General features: G+C 58.9%; 9 protein-coding genes. 6 read left to right on the forward strand and 3 right to left on the reverse strand.

What is annotated here, in order from left to right; all coding sequences use genetic code 11:
- Nucleotides 1–28 precede the first annotated feature (28 nt).
- The 3 genes from F3I47_RS01125 (at nt 29) to F3I47_RS01135 (ending at nt 5,138) form a co-directional block, all read left to right on the forward strand.
- A complete protein-coding gene (locus tag F3I47_RS01125) occupies nt 29–1,372 on the forward strand; it encodes a VOC family protein (RefSeq protein ID WP_150029550.1) in 1,344 nt (447 codons plus the stop codon).
- Nucleotides 1,373–1,735: 363 nt separating this feature from the next.
- Entirely contained in the window at nt 1,736–3,256 is a 1,521-nt protein-coding gene (locus F3I47_RS01130; protein ID WP_150029551.1) for a carboxylesterase/lipase family protein, read from the forward strand.
- A gap of 217 nt (nt 3,257–3,473) precedes the next feature.
- Nucleotides 3,474–5,138, forward strand: coding sequence for a methyl-accepting chemotaxis protein (locus tag F3I47_RS01135; protein ID WP_009090099.1), 1,665 nt, complete (start codon nt 3,474–3,476; stop codon nt 5,136–5,138).
- Here the strand turns inward: F3I47_RS01135 and F3I47_RS01140 are convergent.
- Nucleotides 5,096–5,977 carry a LysR substrate-binding domain-containing protein gene (locus tag F3I47_RS01140; protein ID WP_150029552.1) on the reverse strand — a complete coding sequence of 294 codons (882 nt, stop codon included), beginning with the start codon at nt 5,975–5,977 and terminating at the stop codon, nt 5,096–5,098. The genes F3I47_RS01135 and F3I47_RS01140 overlap by 43 nt on opposite strands.
- A gap of 125 nt (nt 5,978–6,102) precedes the next feature.
- Here F3I47_RS01140 and F3I47_RS01145 point away from each other — a divergent pair, with 125 nt between their 5' ends.
- Together F3I47_RS01145 and F3I47_RS01150 are read left to right on the forward strand one after the other, a co-directional pair.
- Nucleotides 6,103–7,269 carry a methionine aminotransferase gene (locus tag F3I47_RS01145; RefSeq protein WP_150029553.1) on the forward strand — a complete coding sequence of 389 codons (1,167 nt, stop codon included), beginning with the start codon at nt 6,103–6,105 and terminating at the stop codon, nt 7,267–7,269.
- Between the two features lie 57 nt (nt 7,270–7,326).
- On the forward strand, nt 7,327–8,103 hold the full coding sequence (locus F3I47_RS01150) for an ABC transporter substrate-binding protein (protein ID WP_046101873.1): 777 nt from the start codon (nt 7,327–7,329) through the stop codon (nt 8,101–8,103).
- Nucleotides 8,104–8,139: 36 nt separating this feature from the next.
- Here F3I47_RS01150 and pepT read toward each other — a convergent pair whose 3' ends face one another.
- On the reverse strand, nt 8,140–9,366 hold the full coding sequence (gene pepT / locus F3I47_RS01155) for a peptidase T (protein WP_046101872.1): 1,227 nt from the start codon (nt 9,364–9,366) through the stop codon (nt 8,140–8,142).
- Nucleotides 9,367–9,493: 127 nt separating this feature from the next.
- Between pepT and F3I47_RS01160 the strand changes: the two genes are divergently transcribed.
- Entirely contained in the window at nt 9,494–11,089 is a 1,596-nt protein-coding gene (locus F3I47_RS01160) for an ABC transporter substrate-binding protein (RefSeq protein ID WP_009090108.1), read from the forward strand.
- 46 nt (nt 11,090–11,135) lie between these two features.
- Here the strand turns inward: F3I47_RS01160 and aldA are convergent, their stop codons facing one another.
- Nucleotides 11,136–12,572, reverse strand: coding sequence for an aldehyde dehydrogenase (gene aldA, locus F3I47_RS01165; RefSeq protein WP_150029554.1), 1,437 nt, complete (start codon nt 12,570–12,572; stop codon nt 11,136–11,138).
- Between the last annotated feature and the right edge of the window lie 82 nt (nt 12,573–12,654).

The raw sequence follows: 12,654 nt of genomic DNA on the forward strand, positions 1-12,654 counted from the left end.
GCAACGCTCACGGTGTCAGGTGGATAAGATGGAAAACTTTCTCAGTGCGGATCGCATCCGTACCCGTTTCTCTCAGGCGATGTCAGCAATGTATCAGCAGGAGGTGCCGCAGTACGGCACGCTGATGCAGCTGGTCGCCACCGTCAACGAACGCACGCTGGACGCAGATTGCGCGCTGAAAGATCGCCTTACGGCCGCAGATGAGATTGACCGGCTCAATATTGAGCGTCACGGCGCCATTCGGGTCGGGACGGCGGATGAACTCGCCACGCTGCGCCAGCTGTTTGCGGTCATGGGCATGTCCCCGGTGGGTTATTACGATCTCTCTCAGGCAGGCGTGCCGGTTCACTCCACCGCGTTCCGACCGGTCGATGACGCGGCGCTGCGTCGCAATCCCTTCCGGGTTTTCACCTCACTGTTGCGTCCTGAACTGATCGACGATCCCGCGCTGCGCGAGAAGGCGAGAACGATTCTCGCCGCGCGTGACATTTTTACTCCCCGCTGCCGGGCGCTGCTGCGGGTGCATCAGGAGCAGGGCGGCTTCACCGCCGACCAGGCGGAGGCCTTTGTTACCGAAGCGCTGGAAACATTTCGCTGGCACCCTCACAGCCCTGTCGACAGTCAGACCTATCAGGCGCTTAATCAGCAGCATCGCCTGATCGCCGATGTGGTCTGCTTTCCCGGCTGCCACATCAACCATCTTACGCCGCGCACGCTGGATATCGACCGTGTCCAGCAGCTGATGCCGTCGCGCGGCATCGATCCAAAAACGCTGATCGAGGGGCCGCCACGTCGTCAGGTGCCGATCCTGCTGCGTCAGACCAGCTTCAGGGCGCTTGAAGAAGCGATCATCTTTCAGGATGGACATCCGGGCACCCACACTGCGCGCTTCGGGGAAATCGAGCAGCGAGGCGTTGCGCTGACGCCGAAAGGCCGGGCGCTCTACGACCGGCTGCTGAGTGAGGCGGGCAGCGGTCAGGATAACGAGCAGCATCAGCAGCACCTGGCCGCGATTTTCCGCGACTTCCCCGACGATGAGAGGACGCTGCGTCAGCAGGGGCTGGCCTGGTTCCATTATCGCCTGAGTGAAAAGGGCATGATGACACCGCCCGCTCAGGGCGAATCCCTGGAAACGCTGATTGCCCAGGGCCGGGTGGTGGCCGATCCCATCGTCTATGAGGACTTTCTGCCGGTCAGTGCGGCGGGGATCTTTCAGTCTAACCTGGGGGACCAGGCGCAGGTGCGTTCTGCGGGACAGGCGAGCCGACAGGCCTTTGAGGCGGCGCTGGGCTGTGAGGTGCTGGATGAGATGGCGCTTTACGAAGCGCGCCAGCAGCGCTCGCTGGCGCAGTGTGGGTTACGCCCGGCATAGATCCAGCGCAGATTCACGTTGTCTGCAGACCCGTGCCGGTAAAGCGCGAATCCTCGCTTTACCGGCCTGCACAGGTTTAGCGTTGTGATTACCCCGATTGATTAATGCCATCAGGGGGTCCGGCGCGCCGGCTGGCGGGGAAAACCGTCAGTCACCCCTCAGCGCTGTGCGACCACATCACTCTCCCGCCATTTTAAAGATAAACAGAATTAATCGGAAACCGCCCCTGACTCCCGCAAGTGGCTGCTGAGCATGATGAGGGCTGCCGGGCGTTGTTCAGCATATTCTGCAAATCCCGCCTGAACCTGGACAATGCAGACGGGCCTGCAAATAATGGAGGAACGAGTAAACAGGGAATCAGGAATGAAAAACGAAACAGGTCTGAGGATCATGACTGCCGAAGGGGAGTTACGTGGAAGCATGGACGATGACCTTTTCGTATTCAAAGGCATACCTTATGCAGCCCCGCCCGTGGGCGCGTTACGCTGGCGGCCACCCCAGCCGGTCACACCCTGGCAGCAGGTGCGTGATGCGACACAGTTTGGTGCCTCGGGCTGGCAGAATCGGGCCTGGTGTGAGGCTGTCGGCGGAGGCAATCCTGGCGAGTTCAGTGAAGATTGCCTCTATCTTAACGTCTGGACACCCGATGTGGATCCAGCCCGACCGCTGCCGGTGATGGTCTGGCTGCACGGCGGTGGTTTTACCATTGGCGCAGGCGGACTGGCCCCCTATAACGGCAAACCCCTGGCGTCACGAGGCGCAGTAGTGGTGACCCTGAACTACCGGCTGGGCCATCTCGGCTTCTTCTCTCATCCCGCGCTGGATGCGGAATACCCTGTTGCCGGCACGGTGAACAATTTTGGTCTGCTCGACCAGATCGCCGCCCTGCAATGGGTTCAGCGCAATATTCCCGCTTTTGGCGGCGACCGTCGCAATGTGACCCTGTTCGGTGAATCGGCCGGCGCGCGCAGCGTGCTGTCACTCTGCTGTTCGCCGCTGGCAGAAGGGTTGTTTCACAAGGGCATTGTTCAGAGCGCCTACAGCCTGCCCGATACCCCGCTGAAAAAGGCGCGTCAGCAGGGTGTGGCGGTGGCACGACATTTTGACCTGCCGCCTGATGTCACCGCAGAGCAGTTGCGCGCGCTGCCTGCCGATGCCTTCTGGTCGCTGGAGGGAACGCTGGCGATCCCGCCGGTGCCGATTGCCGGGGACGCCGTCCTGCCCGAGCCGATGCTGAAAACCTTCCTGGCGGCTAAACAGCACCGTCTGCCGCTGATGGCGGGCAGCAACAGTGATGAGGCCAGCGTGCTGGACTATTTTGGTGTGGATGCCACTGCCGTGCTGCATCAGTTGCGTGACAAAAACCGGCTGACCTACCGGACACTTAAATGGATGTATGACATCCATGACGACCGACTGCTGGGACGGGCCGTGGCGCGCGATATGGCCTTCAGCCTGATGCCGTGGCTGGTGATGCGGGCGCAGTATCGTGTCGGCATGCCGGGCTGGCGCTACTGGTTTGATTATGTCTCTGAGCACGCCCGCGACCTCTATCCCCACGGTGCCTGGCACGGTAATGAAGTGCCGTATGTGCTGGATACGCTCAGTCAGATGCCCGATCCCGACGAAGCCCGGCCGTTCAGTGAGGCGGACAGGGCGTTTGCGGCGCAGGTCAGCGACTACTGGTTCAGGTTTGCCCGCGACGCCACGGAATATACGCATCAGCTGGACGGTGAGGTAGTCTGGCCCGCGTGGCACCCCGGCAATGACGTGACAATGTCACTTGGTGACGACCGCCAGCACGCCCTGAAGCTGAAGCGAAACTTTATGCGTGCCCGTCTGCGCCTCTTCCGGTTACTGATGACGCGCATGGTCAGGCTTTAGTGGGGATTTAATGATTAGCTCGCTAACCATTAAATAAAGCGAATGGAAAAAATCTGCTTTTTTTATCCTAACTGATTGATGTAGCGTTTTTTTAACCGAAATCTGACATCCGGACGCTGTAAAATATTAGGTAACAAAACAGTTACATCTTCACAATTCCATGCCGATAAACCTCCTATGCCCGACACTTGCGGGTCAACGTGTATAGGATTTTGGTATGGGAATGCTTAAAAATTTTACCATCAGAGCAGTGATGCTCTCCATTCTGGGACTGTTCTGCTTACTCTGGAGCGGCGTCGGGCTCTATAGCATCCACTCGCTTGGCGCGCTGAGCGAAGGCAACGATGTTGACCGTCATCTGGTTGAACAGATGACGGTTCTGAGCAAAGGGAACGATCAATATTTCCGCGTCGTGACGCGCCTGTCGCGCGTTATGGAAGGTAAAGCTGCCGGTAAAACATTAACGGATGAAGCCTATGCCCCGGTGCAGCAGGCGCTGGACAGCATGACGCAGCAACTGGCGCGCTTTAAGCAGCTGGCACCGGGCCCGATGAACCCGGAGGTGGTGGATAGCGTGATTCAGAGCTGGCAGAAACTGCTGGACGAAGGCGTGACCCCGCAGCTGCAGCTGGCCCGTCAGGCGTCGCCGGATGCCTATCGCCAGCAGGCGAACAACGTGACCCCGCCGCTGAGCCGCGCCTTTGGCGTGAGTGCCGACAAATTTAACCAGGGTGCGGCTGAAAAACTCGATACCACCCGCGTGGAGGTCGATCATCTCACCTCCATTACCAAGACGATTATCACCATTGCGGTGATCATCGGCCTGCTGATTCTGCTGTTTACCGATCGCTATCTGGTGGCGATGCTGGTGCGTCCGCTGGAGAGCATCCGCACGCACTTCGCGGTCATTGCAACGGGCGATCTGAGCCAGCCGGTGACCGATTTTGGCCGTAACTGCGTCGGTAAGCTGGTGCCGCTGTTGGGTGCCATGCAGGACAGCCTGCGCGAAGCGGTCAGTGCGATTCGCAACGGCACGGAAAATATCTCCCGTGGCGCGGCGGAGATCTCTGCCGGAAACAACGATCTCTCTTCCCGTACCGAAGAGCAGGCCTCAGCGCTGGAACAGACTGCGGCCAGCATGGAGGAACTGACGGCGACCGTGAAATTCAACGCCGACAATGCGCGCCAGGCCAGCCTGCTGGCCGAGACCGCGACCACGACAGCGCAGCGTGGTGGTCAGCTGGTGAGTGAAGTGATCAGCACCATGGATGGCATCTCCGGCAGCTCGAAGAAAATTGCTGAGATCACCAACGTGATTAACGGTATCGCCTTCCAGACCAACATTCTGGCCCTCAACGCCGCGGTTGAAGCGGCGCGTGCCGGGGAACAGGGGCGCGGATTTGCGGTGGTGGCTTCAGAGGTGCGGAGTCTGGCTCAGCGCAGTGCTAACGCCGCCAAAGAGATCGCCACGCTGATCGAAGAGTCGGTTCAGCGGGTGGATAAAGGCGCCGAACTGGTCAGCACCACGGGTGGCACCATGAACAACATCCTGAAATCGGTGCAGGATGTGGATGCCATCATGAAACAGATCGCCTCTGCCTCGGAAGAGCAGAGCAAGGGCATCTCTCAGGTTGGCACGGCAGTGACCGAAATGGACAGCGTGACCCAGCAGAACGCCTCACTGGTCGAAGAGGTCTCTGCGGCAGCCAGTGCGCTCGCCCTGCAGACGGAAGCGCTCCAGGCGTCGGTGTCGAAGTTCCGCCTTTCCGGCACCAGCCAGCCTGCGCCGGTCATCAGCCACAAGCCCACCGCGCCGAAAGCGCCGGCGCTGAGCGTGGCTCAGGCTAAACCTGTGGATAATGGCGACTGGGTCACCTTCTGATCCCGGCACAGCCACGCCACCAGTTCCGCCAGGAAGGGTGGCGCATCCTGCGGCGCCCGCTGCAGTAAACTGTAAACGGCGCCGGTTTTCACCTCGCCAGCGAACGGCTTAATCAGCCTGCCGCTGGCGATGTCACTCTCCACCAGATTGCTGTCGGCAATCGCCACCCCGAATCCCTGAATCGCCGCGCTGATCGCTAAGTCCATGGTGGAAAAATGCTGATTGCGCTGCATCTTCAGCGTCACCTGCTGCGCCGCCAGCCAGCACTGCCAGTCACGTTTGTCCTCTGTGGGATGCAGAAACGTCATCGTCTCCAGCGCCGCCGGGTTGTCGGGTGCGGGCTGAACCGCCGTCATGACCGGCGTCAGTGATTCGCTGAACAGGGTGATCCCGTCGGGCTGTGGCTTGCCATACACAATCGCCGCATCAAAGTTTCCCAGCCGGGCTGCGTGATCCAGCGTGGTGGTCAGCGCCACGTGCAGTTCCGGCCGCTGCTGCTCCAGCGCGATCAGCCGGGGAACCAGCCAGCGCATCGCGCAACTCGGCGCTTTCAGCCGAATGCTGACCTGCGTGCGCCGCACCTTCTCGCTGGCCTGCACCATCATCTCAAATCCGTGACGTAATTCCGGCAGCAGCGCGCTGCCCTGGGCGGTCAGCCGCAGCCCGCGGGCATGACGGTCGAACAGCGTTACCCCCAGCCACTGCTCCAGCGCGGCAATTTTGCGGCTCACGGCCCCCTGAGTCAGACAGAGTTCACCCGCCGCGTGGGTCAGGTTGAGATGGCGGGCGGTCACCAGAAAAGCGTGGATGGCATTAAGCGGCAGCGATGAGCGCGACACGATAAACCTCAGCTATGCATTTTTGTCATGGCTATTATGACGACATTTCGCTTGCCGACTCAAGCCGCAGCCCGTTGAATAGTTTTTTACCGGATCAGACCGGCTATGTTTCTGATGGAGAGAGTATGTCCCTGACAACGCCTGTTGCTGTTCACTCAAAACTGCCGGATGTCGGCACCACTATTTTTAGCGTGATTGGCCAGCTGTCAGCGCAGCATCAGGCGATTAACCTGTCGCAGGGCGCACCGGGTTTTCCCTGTGACCCGGCGCTGGTCGCCTCCGTCAGCCGCGCGATGGAGGAGGGGCACAATCAGTATGCTCCCATGATGGGGCTGCCCGCCCTGCGTGAAGCGCTCGCCACGAAAGTCGAGGCGCTTTATGGCGCGAAATACGATCCCGCCAGCGAAGTGCTGATCACCGGCAGCGCCAGTCAGGGGATCTATATGGCGATCACCGCGCTGGTGCATCAGGGGGATGAGGTGATCTTCTTTGAGCCAGCCTTCGACAGCTATGCGCCAGTCGTCCGGTTGCAGGGCGGAAAGCCGGTCGGGCTGAAGCTGGCGGTGCCTTCCTTTGCGATCGACTGGGAGGCATTACGGGCTGCGATTACGCCGCGCACCCGCATGATCATCATCAATACGCCACACAACCCCAGCGCGCAGGTGCTGACGTCTGAGGATCTGAACCAGCTGGCAGCCTTAATCCGCAACACAGACATCGTGGTGCTCTCGGATGAGGTTTACGAGCACATTCTGTTTGATGGCCGCCCGCACTGCGGGATGGCGACGCATCCGGAGCTGGCTGCGCGCAGCGTCATCGTCTCCTCGTTTGGCAAAACCTTTCACGTTACCGGCTGGCGGGTGGGCTACTGTCTGGCCCCGGCAGCGCTGATGAGCGAACTGGTTAAAGTGCATCAGTTCATGATGTACGCCGCCGATACGCCGATGCAGGTGGGCTTCGCACACTATCTGCAGACACCGGATCATTATCTGTCGCTCAGCGCTTTTTATCAGCAGAAACGCGACCGGCTGATTGCGCTGATGCAGGATTCGCCCTTCAGATTGCTGCCGAGCGCCGGTTCGTTCTTTATGCTCGCCAGCTACGGACATTTCAGTGACGAACCCGACAGTGAAATGGTAAAACGTCTTATCGTCGATCACGGCGTGGCGACCATTCCGCTGTCGGCGTTTTATATGGATGGCACAGACAACAAACTGATTCGTCTCTCTTTTGCAAAGGACGAGGCGACGCTGGAAGCTGGCGCAGCAGCGCTGAGTGCGTTTTCCTGCTGAATCACGTGACAGCGTGAAGCAGGGGAAACGGGTAAATAATACTTTTCGGGGCTAATAATGAAGAAACTTAACGCGCTTTTCCTCGCTCTGGGCATGATGACATCGCTACAGGCACTGGCACAGGATTTACGTTACGGCGTGGAGTCACAATATCCCCCGTTTGAAAGTCGCAACGCAAAGGGCGAACTCGAAGGCTTTGATATTGAGCTGGGTAATGCAATCTGTCAGGCGGGCAAATTTACCTGCCACTGGGTTGAGAGCAGCTTTGATGCGCTGATCCCGGCGCTGCAGGCAAAGAAGTTTGACGCGATTAACTCGGCGATGAACATTACTGAAGCCCGCGCCAGAAGCATCGCCTTTACCCAGCCCATCTACCGTATTCCGACAATGTTAGTGGCGAAGACCGGCGAGAATCTGGCCCCGACCGCTGACGGTCTGAAGGGCAAAAATATCGGGGTTCTGCAGGGGTCCATTCAGGAAACTTACGCGAAGAAGCACTGGGAGCCGCAGGGCGTGACGGTGACCTCTTATCAGGATCAGAACCAGGTTTACAACGACATGGTCGCGGGGCGTCTTGACGGCACGCTGGTGATGTCTGCTGCCGGTCAGTCCGGCTTTCTCGATAAGCCACAGGGCAAAGGTTTCGGCTTTGTCGGCAAACCGGTCGAGGATGACGCGATTCTCGGCTCCGGCATCGGCTACGGACTGCGTAAGGATGACACCCAGCTGAAACAGTCGCTGGATGCGGCAATTGCCAAAGTGCAGAGCGATGGCACCATTAAAAAGCTGGCGGAGAAGTATTTCCCTGGCATTGATGTCAGCGCGAAACCCTGACCTTAATCGGGCGCGAAATGCGCCCGGTTTTCCGCTTTACTCTGCCGCCAGATGGCAGAGTTTCTCCGCGACCTGATAGGACTTCACAAACGAGGAGATGGGCAGAAACTCAAAGCGCGAATGGAAATTATGCGCGCCGGTAAAGAAGTTCGGCGTCAGCAAGCCTTTGGCCGAGAGGGCCGCGCCGTCCGTTCCTCCGCGCATCGGGATCACTTTGGGTTCAATCTCCAGCGCGGCAAAGGCCGTGAAGATCAGATCGATCGCCCGCCGATCCTCACCCAGCGCATTGCTGATGTTGCTGTAAATATCGCTGATGGTGATGCTGACCTCACCGGTCGGATAACGCGCCGCAATATCCCTGGCTGCCGCTTCTAACTGCTCTTTGCGTGCCGCAAAGCGGGTCAGGTCAAAATCGCGGATGGAGGCTTTCAGGGTCGCCCGGCTGGCGTTGGCCTGAATCTCGTTAAACCAGATATAGCCTTCACGTCCTTCGGTATGCTCCGGGGTCTGCTGGCGGTCAAACAGGCTGATATAGTCGTGCGCCATCAGCAGGGGATTTACCAGCACCCCTTTGCCCGACATCGGATGCGCCGGCACGCCGGTAAACACGATTTCTGCGGCGGCGCCATTGAAGTTCTCATAGACCACTTCGCCCAGTTCACAGCAGTCGATGGTCCAGGCAAAGTCCACGTTAAAGCGCGTTTCCAGATCCAGCGCTTTCGCCCCGCGCAGGCCGATCTCCTCATCCGGCACAAAGGCCACCACGATATCGCCATGGTCGCCGCTGAGGTTTGCCATCAGCGTCATCACCACAGCCACGGCGGCTTTGTTGTCTGCGCCCAGCACGCTGGTGCCGTCGCTGAAAATCACCGGCTCACCGATGTAGGGCGCGATCTCCGGATGTTCATCGCGGCGCAGCCAGATATCCTGCTGTGCGTTGAGACAGAGATCCTCGCCCTGCCAGGTGAGGATCTGCGGATGGATATCGGGCGACAGACCGACATCAACGGTGTCGATATGGGTAATAAAGCCGATGCGTGGCGCGTCAGGGCGGTTGCCGCGCTTCACGGCGGTCACGGTGGCATGTTCATCCACCACCACCTGGTCCAGTCCCAGCGCACGCAGCTCCTCCGCCAGCAGGGCAGCCATGGCGTGCTGGCTCGGTGTGCTGGGCAGGGTGGTGGATTTAGCATCGCTCTGGCTGCTGACGGCGAGGTAACGGAAAAAACGTTCGGTGAGCTGCGACTCAGGTTTGTCTGTCATCACTATTCCTTATTAGTCAGCTACAGGTAGGGTTCGCTAAGGTGCCGAATCGTGCTATCAATGAAGCATCTGAATGATTCATTTAGATATTGTGCCCACCAGAAGTCAATACAAAGCGAGGATGATAATGAAAACAAAGATAGCCACCTTAGCGCTGATGACGGCAGGCGTCGCGCTGGCTGGCAGCGTGAACGCCAGAACCCTGGTTTACTGCTCTGAAGGTTCGCCAGAAAACTTCAATCCTCAGCTCTACACCTCCGGGACCAGTGTGGATGCCAGCGCCGTGCCGGTGTTCAACCGGCTGGTGGACTTCACCCCCGGCACCACCGAGCTGGTGCCCAGTCTGGCTGAACGCTGGGAGATCAGCCCTGACGGAAAGGTTTATACCTTCCATCTGCGGCAGAACGTAAAGTTTCAGAGTAATAAGGCGTTTAAACCCAGCCGCGACTTTAACGCCGATGATGTAATTTTCTCGTTTATGCGCCAGATGGACCCGAAAAACCCCTACCACAACGTCTCTGGCGGCACCTACTCGAACTTTGAAAGTCTGGAACTCTCCACCCTGATCAAAAGCATCGACCGGGTGGACGATCACACCGTCCGCTTTACGCTCTCACATCCTGAAGCGCCGTTTCTGGCCGATCTCGCCTGGTATTTCGCCTCGATCCACTCAGCCGAATATGCCGATGCCATGCTGAAGGCGGGGACGCCGGAGAAGGTGGATATGAATCCGATTGGTACCGGCCCGTTTGAGCTGGTGCAGTATCAGAAGGATTCTCGCATTCTCTACAAGGCGTTTCCGGACTACTGGCAGGGCAAGGCGAAGATTGATCGGCTGGTGTTCAGCATTACGCCGGATGCTTCCGTGCGCTATGCCAAACTGGAGAAGAACGAGTGTCAGGTGATGCCGTTCCCTAATCCCGCCGATCTGGAGAAGATGCGCGCTAACCCCGATATCACCCTGGAACAGAAGGCGGGACTGAACACCGGTTTCCTGGCGTTTAACACCACTAAAGCTCCCACCGACAATGTCAAAGTGCGCCAGGCGCTGGCGATGGCCATTAACAAACCGGCCATCATCGAGGCGATTTTCAAAGGCACCGGCACGGTCGCAAAAAATATCCTGCCGCCGGGCGTCTGGAGCGCCGACAAGGATCTGAAAGATTACGACTACGATCCAGAGCAGGCCAAAGTCCTGTTGCAGCAGGCGGGGGTCAAACCGGGCACGGAGATCGCGCTCTGGGCGATGCCGGTGCAGCGCCCCTATAACCCTAACGCGCGCCGCATGGCGGAGATGATTCAGGCGGACTGGGCCAAAGTCGGCATCAAAGCCAGCATCGTCAGCTACGAGTGGGGCGAGTACCTGAAACGGGTACGCAGCGGCGAGCATCAGGCGGCACTTATGGGCTGGACCACTGCGACCGGCGATCCGGATAACTTCTTTGGCCCGCTTTACAGCTGCACGTCGGCACAGGGCGGGTCTAACTCGTCGAAATGGTGCTATCAGCCATTTGAAAAGTTAATTACCGAAGCGCGTGCCGAACCGGATCAGGGCAAACGCACCGCACTCTATCTGCAGGCGCAGCAGATGATGCATGACCAGATGCCCGCGGTGATGATTGCGCACTCGACGATCTTCGAGCCGGTGCGCAAATCGGTCAGCGGCTATCAGGTCGATCCCTTTGGCAAACACATCTTCTATCCGGTCGACATCAGTCAGTGAGTCGCGAACAGAAAGATTAAGCGGGCCGCCTGTGCGGCCCGTTTTGTTAATGGCCCTGCAGGTAGGCGACATGGGTCTGCAGATAGGCCTCCAGACCATGTTTACCATCAGCACCGCCAATGCCCGATTTGCGCCATCCGGCATGAAAGCCCTGCATGGCCTCAAAATTTTCACGGTTAACATAGGTTTCGCCAAACTTCAGCTTACGCAGGGCGTAGAGCGTGGTATTGAGATCCTGCGTATAGAGGGAAGAGGTCAGCCCATACTGGCAGTCGTTCGCCAGGGCTATCGCCTCATCCAGCGTTTTAAAGCTCATCACTGGCAGCACAGGCCCGAATATCTCCTCCTGCATAATCGCCATCTCCTGACGAACCCCGGTCAGCAGCGTGGGCTGGAAGAAAAAGCCTTTCTCGCCGGCGCGCCGGCCACCCAGCACTACGCTGGCACCTGCGGCGACCGCCTCTGCCACCTTCTGCTCAACCCGATCCCGTGCCGCAGCGCTGATCAGCGGCCCCATATCAATATCGCTCTGTTCGGCGGGGTCACCCAGGGTCACCTGCTGAAAAGCCGCCGTGAGCGCGTTGATAAAGCGGTCATAAATCGCCTCCTGCACATAGAGCCGTTCAACGCAGTTACAGACCTGGCCGCTGTTTATCATTCGCGAAGCGACGATGGCGCGCACGGCCAGCTCCAGGTCAGCATCCGCCATGACAATCGCCGGGGCCTTACCGCCCAGCTCCAGGGAGACGCTGGTGACGTTCTGTGCTGCCGCCTGCATGGTGGCGATGCCGGCACCGACGCTACCCGTCAGGCTGACCAGCCCGACTTTCGGGTTTGCCGCCAGCTCCTGGCCCACGTCCTGCCCGAAACCATAGACGATATTGATCACCCCAGCGGGCAGGCCTGTCTGCTGCAGAATATCGGCGAAGAGCGCCGCATTGTTTGGCGTCAGCTCACTGGGTTTAATGACGATGGTGTTGCCGGTGATCAGGGCAGGTGCGGCTTTACGGGCGATCAGGAAGAAGGGGAAATTCCACGGCAGTATCCCGGTTGTCACCCCAATCGCCTTTCTGAACAGGAAGATATGCTCACCGGGTCGGTCGCTGTTGATGATTTCGCCTTCATAACGCCGCGCCCACTCCGCCATGTAATCGAGATAGTCGGCGGTAAACAGCACTTCGGTCTTCGCCAGTCCCTGCGTTTTTCCGCCTTCGGCCACAATCGTGGCCGTCAGCTCCGGTTCGCGCTCACGGATGGCCGAGGCGATTTTATGCAGCCAGAGACCACGCTCTACCGCAGGCAGCGCCTCCCAGTCCGGCTGAGCGGCTTCTGCCGCGCGGATGGCAAGACGGGCGTCCTCACGACTTCCCTGGGGGATGCGTGACAGCAACGCCTCGGTGGCCGGGTTGATCACCTCAATCCACTGGTCACCCTGCGAACCGACAAACTGGCCATTAATGTAATGTTGATGATGTGTTGTCATTTACTTAACTCTCCGCTATCGACACGTTGCACTAATGTGATGGCAGGGTGAAGCAGATGCGGGCGGATGACCTTATGCTGAG

The organism is Pantoea sp. M_10 (assembly GCF_008631515.1).
Taxonomy (GTDB): Bacteria; Pseudomonadota; Gammaproteobacteria; order Enterobacterales; family Enterobacteriaceae; genus Pantoea; species Pantoea anthophila.

What these genes read in the sequence shown, in the direction of transcription:
- F3I47_RS01125 (WP_150029550.1), top strand. Translation starts at nt 29, where the DNA reads ATGGAAAACTTTCTCAGTGCGGATCGCATCCGTACCCGTTTCTCTCAG.
- F3I47_RS01130 (WP_150029551.1), top strand. Translation starts at nt 1,736, where the DNA reads ATGAAAAACGAAACAGGTCTGAGGATCATGACTGCCGAAGGGGAGTTA.
- F3I47_RS01135 (WP_009090099.1), top strand. Translation starts at nt 3,474, where the DNA reads ATGGGAATGCTTAAAAATTTTACCATCAGAGCAGTGATGCTCTCCATT.
- F3I47_RS01145 (WP_150029553.1), top strand. Translation starts at nt 6,103, where the DNA reads ATGTCCCTGACAACGCCTGTTGCTGTTCACTCAAAACTGCCGGATGTC.
- F3I47_RS01150 (WP_046101873.1), top strand. Translation starts at nt 7,327, where the DNA reads ATGAAGAAACTTAACGCGCTTTTCCTCGCTCTGGGCATGATGACATCG.
- pepT (WP_046101872.1), bottom strand. Translation starts at nt 9,366, where the DNA reads ATGACAGACAAACCTGAGTCGCAGCTCACCGAACGTTTTTTCCGTTAC.
- F3I47_RS01160 (WP_009090108.1), top strand. Translation starts at nt 9,494, where the DNA reads ATGAAAACAAAGATAGCCACCTTAGCGCTGATGACGGCAGGCGTCGCG.
- aldA (WP_150029554.1), bottom strand. Translation starts at nt 12,572, where the DNA reads ATGACAACACATCATCAACATTACATTAATGGCCAGTTTGTCGGTTCG.